Source organism: Intrasporangium sp., from assembly GCF_051961875.1.
GTDB lineage: Bacteria > Actinomycetota > Actinomycetes > Actinomycetales > Dermatophilaceae > Intrasporangium_A.
Genome location: NZ_JBQCCV010000280.1, coordinates 1 through 15,573, shown reverse-complemented (window position 1 = coordinate 15,573; position 15,573 = coordinate 1). Strand labels below are relative to the sequence as shown.

Here is a 15,573-nt window from a genome sequence, read left to right as displayed (position 1 = left end):
CGACGGCAGCGTCTGCAGGCGTCGTGAGGGCACCCGGTGCGCGCTAGCTCCGCCCGGTCCCGCCAGAGCTCCAGCCCGATCGGCGCAGGCGCTCGGCGCCGTCAAGGAGCAGATCCAGGCCGAACTCGAACTCGAACTGCTCGTCGCAGCCCCGTTGGCCATCGGCAGGCTCGCGTTCGGTCGCAGCCACGGCGATCTGCACGATGTATGGGTATCGCTGCGCGAATGCCGCCGTCACCTCGGGATCGGGCTGGCTCTCGGTGGCGGAATCGGCTTGGCTCTCGGTGGCTGAGTCGGCCGGGCGCTGGGACTCGTCGAACATCTCCGGGTTGAACCCCCAGATGCGGTTGCCCAAGGCGTGCATGACGTGGTGCGTCAGGTCGGCTGAGAACCCGGCAGAGATGAACATGCCGGCGATCGAGTCCATGTAGGCCAGCACCACCGGGGTGCGCCTGGTACGGGATTCGATCGCCCGGCGCGCCCAGGGGTGGCCCAGGACCGCGCTGCGCGCCGACAGCAGCTGCTGACGTACGCCGTCCTTCCAGTCCAGCGCCGGGTCAGGCGGCCGGAACTCGCCTATGACCACGTCGACCATGGCGTCGAGGAGCTCGTCCTTGTCGGCCACATGCTTGTACAACGCCATCGGCACGACGCCCAGCCGCTGTGCGAGCCGGCGCATGCTCACTCCCGCGAGGCCGACCTCGTCGGCAAGCTCGACGGCAGCGGTCAGCACCCGGTCGCGGCTCAACGGCGCCCTCGGAGGATTCTTTGCGCTCACCGTTGACACGTGTACACCGTACACCTAGGGTGACGAAAGCCGTGGTGTACGCCGTACACCCCTGTTCGAGGAGCCACCGATGAGCCGCACCCACCCCCTGCTCACGCCCACGCGTCCGCGGTCCACGCCGATGAGGCGAACCGCCTTCATCGCCGGAGCGCTGTACCTGATCACGTTCCTGACCTCCGTGCCGACCCTCGCCCTGTATCGGCCGGTGCAGGACCATGCCGACTTCGTGCTCGGAGCGGGCAGCGCGGCCGGCGTGCTGGCAGGCGCTTCGCTCGAGGTTCTCCTCGCCGTCTCTTGTGTCGGCACGGCTGCGGTGCTGTTCCCGGTCGCGAGGAGGCAGAGCGAGACGGCCGCTCTCGGGTTCCTCGCCTCTCGGCTGGTCGAGGGCGGCCTCGTCCTGGTCGGGGTCGCCAGCCTGCTGTCGATCATCAGCCTGCGCACGGATGCCGGGACCGCGGATCCGGCCTCCCTGGTGACGGCCAGCCAGGTGCTCGTCGCCCTCTACAACCGGGTGTTTCTGCTGAGCCAGAGCCTCATGCCAGCCTTCAGCGCCCTCTGTCTTGGGTGGGTGATGTACCGGTCCGGTCTCGTGCCGCGGCCCATCCCGCTGCTCGGGCTGCTCGGCGCTCCTCTGCTGCTGGCCTCCGATGCAGCGATCCTGTGGGGCACCTACGGCCCCCAGTCGCCTCTCGCGGTCCTTGCTGCACTCCCGGTCGCCCTGTGGGAGCTGGCCTTCGGTGTCTGGCTGCTCGCCCGAGGGTTCACGCAGGCTCCGCGCATAGGCGCGCCTGCGGCCTGACCCGCCGCCGGTTCGCCAACGCAATTTCGCTGCGCACCCAGGGCGCTAACATCACCGCAAACGCTGTGTCCAAGGAGCTCCCTTGACGAGGACCGACAACAACGCGCACGCCCGGGCCGTTCTCGACGGCACGACCTACGCGGTGCTGGCCACAGCCGACGCCGACGGCAGGCCCTGGGCAACGCCAGTCTGGTTCGCACACGACCACCTCGACCGCCTCTATTGGCTCTCCTGGCCGGGGTCCCGCCACTCCCAGTTCATCGAGCGCCGACCGGAGGTCGCGCTCACCGTCTTCGACACAGCCGCGGTGCCGAACGAGGGAACGGCGTTCTACGCCACCGCGCAGGCCCGACAGTGCCCGGACGCGCAGCTCGACGCCGGACTCAGCGTCCTGAACAAGCGCCTGCTGGCACAAGGCATCGGCGAGCTCACACGGGAGCGCGTCACGGGAGAATCCCGGCTGCGACTTTACGTCGCCGAGATCTCCGAAGCGTGGGTGCTGGACCAGGACGCTGAGGTCGACCAGCGTGCGCCGGTCCCCCGTTAGGCCGCGCGGCGGGCCGACGCCACGTCGATTCCGACGTCCGTCGACGAACTCGAACGTGCCCCTTCCCGCTGTGGGGGCTGATCCCCCCGCAACAGGACCGGTGAGCGCAACGCCGCGCGCTGTCGGCTCGGCTCTGGCACTGTGACTTCCGTGAGGATCGAGCCTCGCCTATACCGGCGTCCCGACTATCGGGCACGATACGGCCAGCGCTGGCCGTACGTTCTCGCGGTCTTCTCGCTTCTGGGGCTGGTCAGGCTTGTCACGGCAGGAGAATGGGGCTGGATCACGATCTTCCGTCTCCTCGCCACGGCCTACCAAGTCCTCTTCGTGAGTGTCGTCGCCTGCTTCCTGGCCGCCTGCATACCGGCCCGGCCGAGACCCGTGTCCGATCTGTCCTCCTCCGCTGCCGACAGGGAAGCAGAGGATGGGTCTCACACGGTTCAGTGAGCGCCAAGCAGTCACGGCCTCACTACGTTGATGCCGCGCCCGCTCATGCGAATCGTTCCTATGACGCGGTGAACACGTGCTCCAGCCCCTCGGTGTCAACGGTGATGCCCAGGCCCGGCGCCGTCGGAGCCGACCCGCGTCCGTTGACGGATCGAGGCTGGTATCCGGCAACATGCCCATCGGTCCAGTCGTTCATGAACGAGGCGTTCTGGAAGTTCTCGGGCCGTGTGCTTGCGGCGAGGTGGCTCACCGCGGCCGACACGACGTCTCCGCCCCAGGCGTCTTCCATCGAGATCATCATGTCCAGGTCCTGCATCAGATCTCGCATCCGGGCGGCTTGGGTGAGGCCACCGACCCGACTGATCTTGATGTTGATCGAGACAGCCCCTGCCTCGTACTTCGCCTTGAACACATCGGCCGAGGTCAAGATGGACTCGTCCAGGACGAGCGGCAGGGCCGAGTGCCGCATGGCGAAGATGCAGTCGTCGGTCTCTCGACACGGCTGCTCGATGAAGATGGGCAGGTCCGCCATCTCACGCAGAGCGACCTGCGCCCTACGCAAGTTCCAGCCACCGTTCGAATCCGCCACGACGAGCGTGTCCGACGATGCGGCGTCGATGACCGCACGCGTCCGGCGGGCGTCGTCCAGGGGGTCGTTGCCGACCTTGAGCTGGAAACGCTTGATCCCGGCGGCTTCCCGGCGGGTGACAAACTCGGCCATCTCCTCGGGCGACGCGAGAGGGACCGCCTCATAGAGCGGGAAGTCCTCTTGGAGGACCCCGCCCAGGAGCACAGCCACCGGCTGGCCGGACGCTTGACCGAGCAGATCCCAGCAGGCCACATCGATGGCCGACTTCGCGTAGCCGCCGCCCAGGAGCACGTCGTTCATCACGCGATGGACGCCCGAGATGTTCGTCGGGTTCACCCCGATCAGAGCCGGCGCCAGCGTGTGCAGCGCAGCGCGAATCTCCGCCCAGTGCGTGGGCAGGTAGCGGTTCCCGAGGGGCGTGATCTCACCCCAGCCCTCCGCGCCCTCGTCTGTGCGGACCCTCACCAGCGTGCCGATCTCTGACGTGGCGGCGCGATTGCCCGACATGACGTACTCGCCATGTGCGTACCGGAGGTTGTAGCCGAAGCAGTCGATGGCCGTGATCTTCATCCGAGGTCCCTCCGGTGCTGTGCGGGGTGTGGGGCTCATGGAAGGGCGGTCTTGCCATCCGACCCGGGTCCATGGGCTCGTGGACGTCAGTCTGGCACCCGATCTCCGCCTGTGCAATGGCACATTGCACAGGGCGGAGTTCCCGGGGACCATTGAGCCGACACCCGGGACAAGCGCAGAAACGGGAAGGACCATGCGCTGCATGGGTACGGCGCCGAGCAGACTGCGCGGATGGGCAGCCTGGCGGTTGTTCTCGCTCGCCGACCACATCGCCCGGCTGGCACACATGGTCAGCCCCGAAGTCCCGGACCTGCCCGACCTGACAGCCAACGCCTTCGACTTGGGCCTGCGGATCTCCGCGCCTCTCGAGCGCCGGAGCTCAGCCACCGACAACGACGAGCGCGGACAGCTCTAGCCGAAGCCGGAGGTCGGTGTCGGCTGGGCGATCGACCCGCCCTGCCGCCACTGGCGGCAACCAGACACGCGGGGAGCGAAGGGCCGAGTGGCTCCGGACGACGACGGCTGCCCACAAGCGAGGTCCGTCAGGCAGAACCTTTGGGCCGAAGGTCCGTCATCGCATCAGATGGACCGTCCTCACCCAATTCGCAGCCTTTTGGCAGACGGCTCACCTTTTTTCCGGCGGCGCCGCCGTGTGACGCTCGTCTTACTTGAGCGAAAGCTCGGGGGGATGCACCCGGGGGGTTACATGGGAGCGAAGAAGGTTTCGGCCGTCAACTGGTCTGTCCCGCCCCCAGGCGAGCCCCGGCTCATGACGGCGAGCGTGGGCGGCGGGAAAAGCGCAAAGTCGGACCTTGGCGACGCAGGGACACGGCTGATCGGGGCTTCCGCGTCCCTCCCAAGACAGGAACCACGAGACGGGTATCGGGTCCTTCCGCCCCGCCATCCCGCTCGCGCGTCCTCGTCGCGAGGCGCGCCAGAACCCTTCAGGACCACCATGAACAGACATCTTGTGTTGCGCCGTGCCATCCGTTCGGCGTCCGGCTCGTGCTCTCGCCCCGAGGGCCTGCGATGACCACCACGGCCAGGAACGGGAAGCGGTCGGAGGTCAAACGGTACGAGCATGCGTCCACGGATCTCTTACGACGTCAGGATCGAGCGCGGCGATCCGGCCTCGTGAGCCTGGTCATACCGACGAAGAACGAAGCACGCAACCTGGCTTGGGTCCTAGAGCAGGTGCCGCGGTGCGTCGACGAGGTCGTCCTGGTGGATGCCTCGATCGATGCCACCCGCACGATGGCCCTCGCCTGCCGCCCGGACGTGCGGCTGGTCGACCAGACCGGCCCCGGCAAGGGCAACGCGCTCCGTGCCGGTTTCGCCGCCTCTCACGGCGATCGGATCGTCATGATGGACGCGGACGGAAGCATGTCCCCGACCGAGATCCCGCACTTCGTGCACTTCCTCGACAACGGTTACGACTTCGTCAAAGGGTCCCGCTTCATGGGCGGCGGTGGCTCGTTAGACATCACCCGACTGCGGCATGCCGGCAACTGGGGGTTGCTCACGGTGGTCAATCTGCTCTACCACAGCAACCTCACCGACCTGTGCTACGGCTACTGCGCGTTCGACCGGCGCTTCCTGGACCATCTGGACCTCACAGCCGACGGTTTCGACATCGAAGCGCAGATGACGATCCACGCGCTGAAGGCGGGGCTGCGGATCGCCGAGGTTCCGAGCCTCGAGCTACCTCGCCGCAGCGGACGGTCCAACCTGCACGCCTATTCGGACGGCAGGTGCGTGCTGCGAACGATTCTGCGCGACCGGCCACGGGACACGCACCCTCGCCTGCCGCACGCGCTCGTGAACGATCGGAGTGGCATCCATGAGGCCAGTCTCCCCACCGAGGCGTGACCCCGTCCTCCTCGGCGATCTGGATCTGGATGCGCCGCTCCCGACCCTGGGTGCCGGCGCCCAGGGTCGGGAGGCCCGGCTGGTGGCCCGGCTTCATACGCGCCCGCTGGGCGAGGTGCGGATTGCTGTCCCACCTCGGGGGCTGACGCCTGTCGAGGTGGCGGGCCTCGCATGGGAGCAGCTGTCGCGGATGGTTACGGCCCATCTTGCCGAGGACGGGGAGCCCGCTCCCGACCGGCTGCCGCCGGAAGGCCTGCGACCCACCCGGGCCCCCGATCTGCCAGCATGCCTGTCCCAGCGTCACCGGGAGCCCCCTCGCATCACCGTCGTCGTGGCGACCCGGGACCGCACTCCCAGCCTGTTGCAGACGCTGTCGTCCCTCGCCGCGTGTGACTATCCGGATTTCGAGGTCCTCGTCGTGGACAGCGCACCCAGCACGGCGGATACGCAACTGGCCCTTCGCGCGGGGGCCCCGTGGCCCTTCCCCCTGCGATACGTCGCGACGAGCACGCCCGGCCTCGCCTTCGCCCACAACGTGGCCCTCGAGTGCGGCACGGAGGAGATCGTCGCCTTCACGGACGACGACGTCGAGGTGGACCGCTACTGGCTGGCCGCGATCGGTGAGGCCTTCGCCGACCCGGAGGTGGGCTGCGTGACCGGGCTCATCCTCCCGGCCGAGCTGGAGACCCCGGCACAGTTCTGGCTCGAGCAGTCAGGCGGGTTCAGCCGCGGTTACGAGCGCCGCCGGTTCAGCCTGCGTCAGCCAGCACCCGAGCCCACCTTTCCCTTCGCTGCCGGCCGGTTCGGATCTGGCGCGAACATGGCGTTCCGGGCGAGGTGGCTGCGCGGCGTCGGCGGCTTTGACCCGGCGACCGGCGCAGGGTCACCGGCGAGCGGCGGCGACGACCTGCACGCGTTCCTCCGGGTGGTCCTGGACGGGGCGGCGCTGGTGTACGAGCCCGCCGCGATCATCCGGCACTCCCACCGTCGCGAGTACGACGGGCTGCGCCGGCAGGCCTTCGGCTACGGCCGGGGTCTGGGCGCCTACCTGACCGCCGCCGTGTGGACACAACCCGCGCTCCTCGGCCCGATGGTCCGCCGGTCCGTCCCCGCGATGCGACACCTGCTGGCGGCCGATTCGGTCAAGAACCGCGGCAAGGAACCGGACTTCCCTTCCGAGCTGACCTGGCTCGAACGCGCTGGGCTGATCACAGGCCCCTTCGCGTATGCCGCGAGCCGCTGGCGCTACCGAGGTGTCGGTCCGCACCCGCCAGCCCAGGCCGTCTCGTATGACGCGCCGCAACCGGCTGGTGCGCTGCCAGGCGGGACGTCGCCGAGATGAGCGCCGCACAGACCTTGGTGCAGGCGCGGTATCGGTTCATGTCCCGGCTGGCCCAGCCGGTGTACCGCTCCGGCTACACCCTGGTTCTCAACTCGACGGTCACGGCGGTCGTCGGCGTGGGATTCTGGCTGCTCGCCGCTCGCCGGTACTCAGCGGCCGCGGTGGGCCGAAACTCCGCCGCCTTGTCGGCGATGATGCTGCTCGCGGGGATTGCTCAGCTCAATCTGATGAGCTCGCTGCTGCGCTTCGTGCCCACCGCCGGCCGGGGGGCCCGGCGGATGGTGGCCCTGTCCTATCTCGTCGCGGGAACACTGAGCGCGGCGGCCGCGGTCGCCTTCCTCGCGGGTCTGCACATCTGGGCGCCGGCCCTCAGCCCGTTGCTGAGAACACCGGCAACGGCGGTCAGCTTCGTGGTCGCGACGGCAGCCTGCTGCGTCCTTGTTCTGCAGACCAGCGCCTTCGTGGCCGTCGGGCGTGCCGGGAGCGCGACCGTGGCCAACCAGGCCTTCAACGTGCTCAAGGTCCTCCTGCTCTACGGCTTCGCCGCCGCGCTGCCCGACTCCGGCGTGTACTTCTCCTGGGTCACTTCCAGCGCGCTCGTCGTCGTGCTGGGCGCGTGGGTCCTCTTCAGAAGAGCACTGCCGACCTTCTCCCAGGAGCCGAGCAACATCCCCACGCTGCCGGACCTCACTCGCTTCGCCGGGCCGGACTACGTCGCCTCCCTGTCCTGGATCGCGGCCACGACCGTCGTTCCCATCCTGGTGCTGAACCTGACCGGAGCGGAGCACGCGGCAGTGTTCGCTCTCGTATGGTCTGTCTGCTTGGTCCTCTACGGCGTCCCCGAGGCCTTCGGCCAGGCGCTGGTCGCGCACACCAGCCGGGAGCCGGCCCGACTCGACGAGCGACACGGCCAGCTCGTCCGGTCCTCGCTGGCGCTGCTCACCCCCGCGGTCGCGGTGCTGGCTCTGTTTGCGCCCCTCCTGCTGCACCCGTTCGGCTCCTGGTACGCCACCCAGGGGACGGGCACGCTGCGGCTCCTCGCGGTGTCCGCGCTGCCAGGGACCGTCGTGACGCTCACGGTGAGTCACGCGCGGGTCCGTCGCCACATGGTCACGGTGACCTGCACCCTCGGCGGCCTGTGCGTCCTGGCTCTCGGGCTGACGCTTCTGCTGGTGCCCAGGATGGGCATCGTCGGAGCCGCGTTGGCGTGGTTCCTCAGCCAGACGGCGGTGGCAGCCATGATCGGCATCGAGCGGGGCACCCGCCGGATGATCAGGTCTCCCCGGGGCCCCGTCCCGGCCGCGGTACGGGCCCGTGCGCTTCGCACAGCCGGCGCTGCCGGGTGGCGCCTGGAGCGCCAGGTGCCGACCGCCTCCGACACCGCGGTCCTCCTGCTCTCCAGCGAGCGCCAAGCCGCGGTGCTCAAGGTCGCGACCACCAAGGAGGGCATTGCTGCCCTGACTCGTGAACGGCAGGTCCTCAGCCAGCTCCGCTCGGAAGACCGTCTCGGCCCCTGGCGGGACATGCTCCCCACCGTCTTGGACGCCTTCGAGCTGCCGGGCGCCGTCGCCCTGCTGACGAGCCGGATCGATGGCCGCGACGGCAGGAGCGCGCTCGTGGATCGGCGGGACGCCCTGGCCGCCGCCGCGGCGATCGCGCCGCTGCACGGGCTCGACAGCGGCCAGTTCCCCGTCGACGAACAGTTGCTGAGGCGCTGGGTCCGAGATCCCGTGGCCCGGCTGCGCGCGGCGGTGGCTTCGAACGCGCGGCTCGTGGACGACGCAAGCCGACTGGAGGCCCTCCTCCACGGGCACCTTGCCCACCGCACTCTCACCCTGGGGTGGGCCCACGGTGACTTCCACACCGGCAACCTGCTGCTCGATGGGCGGGGAGCGGTCTGCGGGGTTCTGGACACTGGGCAGGCCCAGGACCGGGACCTGCCGGTGCTCGATCTGGCGCACTGGCTGCTGACGCTGCCCGGCGCAGAGGGGCGTCGCCAGCTCGGCGCGCGCGTCACGGCCCGACTCGGCACGGCCGAGTGTTGGTCGGAGGACGAGATCCGCTTCCTGTCGCTGGCACCCGGTGGTGGTGAGCTGCCCGGGAGTGTCCTGCTCCTGCTCTGCTGGCTCCGCCATGTCGACACCAACCTCATCAAGTCAGACCGGTACCGGACCAACATGATCTGGTTGCGCCGCAACGTGATTCCGGTGCTGCGAAAGGTGCCTCATGAGTGACGTGGCCACCGACGCCCCCCGGTTGACGGCGGCGGTCCGGGTCTCGGTGGTCCTCTGTTGCTACACGCTCGATCGGTGGCCGCGCATCCTCGCCGCGACCGAATCACTTCTCGCACAGTCCCTGCCGCCGGCCGAGATCCTGCTCGTCGTCGATCACTGCGACCCCCTGCGGGAGCGTGCCATCCGAGAGCTGCCGGAGGTGCGCGTCCTCGACAACGACGGTCCGCCGGGCCTGTCCAGTGCCCGGAATGTCGGGGTGGACGCGAGCACGGGAGACGTGGTCGCCTTCTTGGACGACGACGCGGTGGCCGAGCCGGAGTGGCGCGGCCGCCTCGCGTCCGCGTATGCCGACCCGGCCGTCATCGGGGTCGGCGGCCAGGTCTCGCCCGTGTGGGAATCCCACCGACCGGCCTGGTTCCCACCCGAGTTCGACTGGGTGGTCGGCTGCACGCATACCGGAATGCCGCCCGAAGCGGCCGTCGTGCGGAACGTGATCGGCGCGAACATGTCCTTCCGGAGAGAGATCCTCGCGGCCGTGGGCGGCTTCCGCGCCGACCTGGGACGCGTCGGATCGCACCCAGCCGGGTGCGAGGAGACCGAGTTGTGCATCCGGGCGACGGCCCAGTTCCCCGAGGGAGTCATCTGCTACCAACCCGAGGCCACGGTCCACCACCACGTGCCCAACACTCGGGCCACCTGGCGCTACTTCAGGGCACGCTGCTACGCCGAGGGCCTGTCGAAGGCGGCAGTATCGCGAGTGACCGGCGCCCAGCGCGCCCTCGCGACGGAACGGGCATACGTGAGGCGGGTGCTGCCCCGCGGGCTCGCCATGGCCGCGGCCAGCGTCAATCCCAGCCGTGGAGTGGCCCTCGTGACCGGACTCTCGGCCACAGTCACCGGTTATGTCGTAGGACGCTACGCCGATCGGCAGCGGGACGCCGCGGCCCGTGCCAGGCTCCTCGCGGCGGTGGCGAAGGTCACGCCGCTGGTTCTGGCGCTCGGGCTGTGGTTGCAGTCTCTGCGGTCGGTCGACCTCGCGGCGATGACCGATCTGGGCCTCGTTTCGGTACTACCTACGACCTACTGGGCCGCCCTGCTGATCGTGGTCGCCACCGTCCCTGTGCTCATCCACCGTGACCGCACGGCAACGCTCCTCCTCGTCGCCTACCTGGCGGCGCTCATCCTGATCCTGCACGCCACGCCGGCCGTCCTCTACGACTCGCTGCGCTACGGCTGGGCCTGGAAGCACGTCGGCGTCGTCGACTACATCGTCCGCAACCACTCCGTGGAGCCTCAAGTAGGCGGCCCCTTCAACGCATATCAGGCCTGGCCCGGCTTCTTCGCCCTCAATGCGGTGGTGGTCAAGGCAATCGGCCTGCCCAGCGCGCTGTCCTACGCTGCCTGGGGCCCGCCACTGTTCGAGCTGGCGGCATTGTTCCCGCTACGGCTCCTGTTCTCGACCCTGTCCAGGGACCGCCGGCAGGTCTGGCTCGCGCTGCTGGTCTTCTACCTCGGCAACTGGGTCGGTCAGGACTACTTCAGCCCGCAGGCCTTTGCCTATCTGCTGTACCTGGTCATCCTCGGGGTGTGCCTGCGGTGGCTGCCCGCCTCCCACCCGGACGGCCGACTGCGGTGGTGGCGACGCTGGCTCGGCCGGGACCTGCCCAGCGACGCGCCGCCGTCACCTTCCCAGCGCCGGGCGCTGCTCGCAGTAGTCGTGCTGCTGATGCTGGCGGTCGCGAGCAGTCATCAGCTGACGCCCTTCATGCTGCTCTCGGCACTCTGCCTGCTCGTGCTCGGTCGCCAGACAGGTCCCGCCTGGCTGCCGGCGGTGCTCGGCGTCGTCACGGTCGCGTGGATGGTGACGATGGGACGCACCTTCCTGGACCAGAACCTCTACTGGATCATCGAGTCCATCGGCCACCCCGGAGCCAATGCACAAGCCGGGCTGGTGGACCTGAGCCGCACCTCAACCGACCAACGCCTCGTGTCGTACGCCGATCGTGGGCTCACCGCCGGCCTGGTGGTCCTGGCCGGCCTGGGCTGGATACGGCTGAGACGGGCGGGTGCTCCCCGCCGAGGCGCCGCCCTGTTGGCCATCAGCGCATTGCCGCTCTTGGGCGCGAACAGCTACGGGGGCGAGATGATCTTCCGGGTCTACCTGTTCGCCCTGCCGTTCCTGGCCCTCCTGACAGCGGGGATGGTCTACCCGCGGGCCGTTGGGCGTCGGCTCAGCGCAGCGGTCCCGGTCGCGCTGGCGCTCGTCCTGGTCGCGCCCTTCTGCCTGGCCTACTACGGCAAGGAGCGGTCAAACTACTTCAATCCGCAGGAGGTCGCCGCGTCCGAGTGGCTCTACTCGCACGCCCCCGCCGGGTCACTGCTGGTCGGTGCGGATGCGCAGCAACCGTGGGGCTTCACCCATTATGCAGACTACGACTACCTGTTCCTGGAGAACCTGCCGATCCGACAGCGGGAGGCGCTGACCAGGTCACCGATGGCCCAGATCGACCAACAGACGAAGCGCCATCCAGGCGCGATCTACGTGATGCTGAGCCGCTCCCAAGCCGTGTACGCCCGCTACACCGGGGTGCTGCCCGCGGCTTCGCTGACGGCGCTCACCTCCGCACTCGAGCATGATCCCTTCTTCCATGTGGCCTACCGCAACCCCGACGCCGTCATCTTCGTCCGGCCGCAACTCCATACGGAGCCAAGCCAATGACCGCCGCGTGGAGTCGGTATCGGATGGTCCTCGCCGTGGCGGTGCTCGCCGTGGTTGCGATCACCGGCGCGGGGTTGGCCGAACCGGTGCGGGCGATGGCGGTGCTCGCCATGATCGGGTTCGTCCCAGGGGCCGGACTGCTGCCGTGGCTGCCGCAGAGCGGCTTGACGCAGCGGGTCGTGATCGCCGTGGCCATCAGCCTCTCTTTGACCGCGATCCTGTCCGAGATGCTGGCCATTGCCGGGGCGTGGAGCGCGGAGGGAGTCATCATCGGGCTGGCTGCCATCGGGGTCACTGCGATCCTCTGCCGGAGGTGGGCACCGTGATCGCCGTCCCCGTGCCCGTCCTGCTCTACCACTGCGTGTCGCCGGACCCGTCTTCCTGGATCGCACCCTTCACTGTCACCGCGCACTGCCTGGACAGGCACCTGGCCCTCATCGGGACCGCCGGCCGCACGCCTGTCACCGTCTCTCAGCTTCGGGACGGCCTGAGCGGCGCAGGACCGCTGCCCACCAGGCCTGTCGTCGTCACCTTCGACGACGGGTTCGCGGACACCCTGACGGCCGCCGCCCCGGTTCTGCATCGTCACCACGTCCGCAGCACGATCTACCTCACGACTGGCTTCATCGATGGGGTGAGCCCCGGTGGGGACCGGATGCTGGACTGGGCGCAGGCCCGCGAGCTGGCCGACCGAGGCCATGAGATCGGCGCCCACTCGGTCACCCATCCTCAGCTGGACCAGTTGTCCCGGGCGCGGGCCCGTCACGAGATCCAGTCGTCCCGGGAGATGCTGCAGGAACGGCTCGATGTTCTCGTGCGCAGCTTCGCCTATCCACACGGGTACTCGAGCCCGGCCGTGCGACGTCAGGTCATGGAGGCGGGATACGACTCCGCGTGCTCCGTGAAAAACGTTGTGAGCGGAGCTTCCGACACTCCCTTCAGCATCAGCCGGCTCACCGTGACCGCCGATCTCAGCGACGACACCGTCCGACGCTGGCTCGACGGTTCGGCACCGACCCGAAGGCGCGACGAGCGGCTCCTGACGAAGGGCTGGCGGAGTTATCGACGACTCCGACACATCGCGACACTGTCCGGGGGCCGGTCGTGAACAACTGCACGGCACCCGCTACCGCCGCACGCACCACTGGCCAGCCCATGCAGGTGACCAGACTCCTGCTGACCGGTACGGGCCTGACTGCGCTGTTGGAACGGGCCGTGGTGAGCGAGCAGTGGTGTGACGCCTTTCTGGTCAGCGCCGGCATGTTCCAGCTGGCCGACGACGCCCTCCATCCGGACCCCTTGCAGCTGCACCGCGCCGCGAGCTATCTCCGAAAGGGGTCGTCGCCGAGTGCGCGGGCTGCGGGTCTCGGTGCGGCGGCACTTGCCGGCACGTTGGAGCTCCGGTGGTGGGGCAGCGGGGCTCGGCAGCTGCGCGACGCGCGGTCGGTCCTGGCCGATCTCACCTCCCTCCTCGCCACCGCCCTCCTCAAACCCGGGTCGGTCACCTGCGGGTCTTCCGAGCTGAATGCCCTCGTGGCCCGGGCCGCGGCCAGCGCCCCACTCCTCGGGGCCGACGTGGTGCGGCTGCCGGCCTGCTTCCGCGACTTCGACCTGCACCCGGACGACATCGATGCGCTCGCCGCCAAGGTGTGCCAGCTGCCGGGCCTGGCGCGGGGGCCTGTGTGTGTCGTCGGCGTACGCACCTCCGGCAGTTACCTGGCGCCCCTGCTGGCTGCGGCCCTCGAACGGTCCGGAGTGTGCGAGGTGCTGACCCTGACCCACCGGCCGGCTCATCCCTTCCTTCCCTGGGAGGGCCGCGCCTTGCGACGGACCGCGCGAGCGGGCGGCTCCGTCGTCGTCGTCGATGACCCACCGGCCACCGGTACGGCGCTCGCCGCCACCCTGAAGGACATCGCCGCAACCCGGGTGCCGCACCGTCAGACGAAGCTGGCCCTGCCCCTCTTCACGGGCGAAGAGGGCCTGCCCGCCCAGCTGCGGGGCTACGCGGGGGCATTTCTGCCGTGGGCCGGCTGGAGCGTGCACGGCCGACTGGACGCCGAGGCGGTGGCTGAGGCGCTGTCGGACCTACTCGGCCCCGACTGGTCCGTCGAGCGGTGCGAAGCCAGGCAGGAGGTCGGCGCCGCAGGCGCCGCAAGGCGCCGCGACCACGTCCGCGCCCGTTACACGGTGGAGCTGACGAGCCGGGAGACGGGACGCGCCGAGCAGCGGGAGCTGGTGGTGGAGGGCGCCGGGCTGGGCTATCTGGGAGGCCACGCCCTCGCCGTCGCGGACCGGCTGCGGGATCAGGTGCCGCGCGTATACGGGCTCGCTGGCGGGCTCCTTTACCGCGACTGGCTCCCCGAGCCGGATCCGCCCGTGGGCGAGGTCGGCCTGGCGGCGGCGATCTCGGCTTACGTGGCGAGCCGGCAGCAGGCGCTCCCGACGGACACGGATCCCACCCCGAGGATGCGCGGCCGCGACCCGGTCTGGGAGGTGACCGCCGAGCTGCTCAGCCGGCCGTTCGGGTGGGCTGCCCCAGCCGTCCGCGGCCTGCTCGAACCGACGACCCGTAGCCTGCTGACGCCGGGCCGACCCAGCGTCGTGGACGGCGCCACGACGCCGTGGCACTGGTTTCGCGACCCTGAGGAGCCTCAACGGCTTCGCAAGGTGGACTTCCACCAGGGGGTGATGGGGCGCTGGGGGCCGGCCTGCTATGACGCAGTCTTCGACCTGGCGGGCGCTGCGTGCGAGCCCCTCTCCCCTGGCTTCGCCCACCTGTTGCGCGAGCAGTACGAGGCCTGGACCGGAGATCGACCCGACGACGAGCGGTGGCTGTTGTACCGGCTGGCCCAGCTGTGGCGGCTAGCCCGCTCGAGTGACCTCGAGCCCCATGCGTTGGGCCGATACTCGGCCGCCGCGGTGCACGACTTCCTCGCCGCGTGCTACCTGGGCGGTCTTGCCGATCCCACCGGACCACTGTGCGCCGTCGACCTCGACGGTGTCCTGGAGACCGATCGGCTCGGCTACCCCTGCGCCACTCCCCTCGGGATGATGGCTCTGCGTGCGCTCACCGCTCACGGCTACCGGGTCGTGCTGGCCACGGGCCGGGGTATCGACGACGCGCGGGATCGCTGCACGGCATTCAGGCTGCCCGGGGCCGTCGTCGAGTACGGCACCGCCGTATACCTCCACGATGAAGGCCTCACGGTGGACCTGCGAGACGCGGACGAGCGCGCGCTCCTGGACGATGTCCGTCGGCAGCTCGCCAGCCACGGGGTGCTGCTGCTGCCGACTCATTCGTACACCATTCGGGCCCGGCTGCACGGTGGGCCCGTACCACCGGACCTGGTCGCCGACATCCCCCTGCTGTCCGACCCGGCGCTGCGCCTCGTCCACGGTCAGTCCCAGACCGATGTCACCGTTGCCCGGCTGGACAAGGCCACCGGGCTGACCTGCCTGGCCCACTCCCTGGACGGATGTGGCGGCTTGGCGCTGGCCGTGGGTGACACCGGAGCAGACGTGACGATGCTGCGGTCTGCCACGATGGCGCGCGCTCCCCGCAACGCCGATGCAGTCGTGCAGGCCTCCGGCATCCCCCTGACGAGGGGCGCGTACCAGTCGGGACTCAGCGACGCCTGCACGGCCCTGCTCGGCCACCGGCCGGGCCGGT

General features: G+C 69.6%; 12 protein-coding genes. 10 read left to right on the top strand and 2 right to left on the bottom strand.

Annotated elements, in window-relative coordinates; translation table 11 throughout:
* Nucleotides 1-43: 43 nt before the first annotated feature.
* A complete protein-coding gene (locus ACTHJJ_RS17410; protein WP_440304208.1) occupies nucleotides 44-787 on the bottom strand; it encodes a TetR/AcrR family transcriptional regulator in 744 nt (247 codons plus the stop codon).
* A gap of 70 nt (nucleotides 788-857) precedes the next feature.
* On the opposite strand from ACTHJJ_RS17410, the gene ACTHJJ_RS17405 reads away from it, so the two are divergent.
* Nucleotides 858-1,586 (top strand): DUF4386 domain-containing protein, encoded by a 729-nt coding sequence (locus ACTHJJ_RS17405; protein WP_440304207.1) that lies wholly within the window; start codon nucleotides 858-860, stop codon nucleotides 1,584-1,586.
* Between the two features lie 82 nt (nucleotides 1,587-1,668).
* The gene (locus ACTHJJ_RS17400; protein ID WP_440304206.1) at nucleotides 1,669-2,133 is read left to right on the top strand and encodes a pyridoxamine 5'-phosphate oxidase family protein; all 465 of its coding nucleotides are present in this window, start codon (nucleotides 1,669-1,671) and stop codon (nucleotides 2,131-2,133) included.
* A gap of 505 nt (nucleotides 2,134-2,638) precedes the next feature.
* On the opposite strand, the gene ACTHJJ_RS17395 is transcribed toward ACTHJJ_RS17400, so the two are convergent.
* Nucleotides 2,639-3,739: a mandelate racemase/muconate lactonizing enzyme family protein gene (locus ACTHJJ_RS17395; RefSeq protein WP_440304205.1), complete on the bottom strand. Its 1,101-nt coding sequence runs from the start codon at nucleotides 3,737-3,739 to the stop codon at nucleotides 2,639-2,641.
* A 202-nt stretch (nucleotides 3,740-3,941) separates the two neighbouring features.
* On the opposite strand from ACTHJJ_RS17395, the gene ACTHJJ_RS17390 reads away from it, so the two are divergent.
* The 8 genes from ACTHJJ_RS17390 to ACTHJJ_RS17355 all read left to right on the top strand — a co-directional run.
* Nucleotides 3,942-4,154 (top strand): hypothetical protein, encoded by a 213-nt coding sequence (locus ACTHJJ_RS17390; RefSeq protein WP_440304204.1) that lies wholly within the window; start codon nucleotides 3,942-3,944, stop codon nucleotides 4,152-4,154.
* A gap of 614 nt (nucleotides 4,155-4,768) precedes the next feature.
* On the top strand, nucleotides 4,769-5,608 hold the full coding sequence (locus ACTHJJ_RS17385; protein WP_440304203.1) for a glycosyltransferase family 2 protein: 840 nt from the start codon (nucleotides 4,769-4,771) through the stop codon (nucleotides 5,606-5,608).
* Nucleotides 5,609-5,798: 190 nt separating this feature from the next.
* Complete coding sequence (locus tag ACTHJJ_RS17380; protein WP_440304202.1) at nucleotides 5,799-6,950, top strand: glycosyltransferase family 2 protein; 1,152 nt, start codon at nucleotides 5,799-5,801, stop codon at nucleotides 6,948-6,950.
* Nucleotides 6,947-9,184: a phosphotransferase gene (locus ACTHJJ_RS17375; RefSeq protein WP_440304201.1), complete on the top strand. Its 2,238-nt coding sequence runs from the start codon at nucleotides 6,947-6,949 to the stop codon at nucleotides 9,182-9,184. The genes ACTHJJ_RS17380 and ACTHJJ_RS17375 overlap by 4 nt, the downstream gene beginning before the upstream one ends.
* Nucleotides 9,177-11,903, top strand: a complete 2,727-nt coding sequence (locus ACTHJJ_RS17370; protein ID WP_440304200.1) for a glycosyltransferase family 2 protein — start codon at nucleotides 9,177-9,179, stop codon at nucleotides 11,901-11,903. Before ACTHJJ_RS17375 ends, ACTHJJ_RS17370 begins: the two co-directional genes overlap by 8 nt.
* Before the next feature lie 35 nt (nucleotides 11,904-11,938).
* Nucleotides 11,939-12,229 carry a hypothetical protein gene (locus ACTHJJ_RS17365; protein WP_440304199.1) on the top strand — a complete coding sequence of 97 codons (291 nt, stop codon included), beginning with the start codon at nucleotides 11,939-11,941 and terminating at the stop codon, nucleotides 12,227-12,229.
* Nucleotides 12,226-13,011 (top strand): polysaccharide deacetylase family protein, encoded by a 786-nt coding sequence (locus ACTHJJ_RS17360; RefSeq protein WP_440304198.1) that lies wholly within the window; start codon nucleotides 12,226-12,228, stop codon nucleotides 13,009-13,011. The genes ACTHJJ_RS17365 and ACTHJJ_RS17360 overlap by 4 nt, the downstream gene beginning before the upstream one ends.
* 53 nt (nucleotides 13,012-13,064) lie before the next feature.
* Nucleotides 13,065-15,573, top strand: a 2,509-nt coding sequence (locus tag ACTHJJ_RS17355; RefSeq protein WP_440304197.1) for an HAD family hydrolase, incomplete at its 3' end; no start/stop codon positions are given.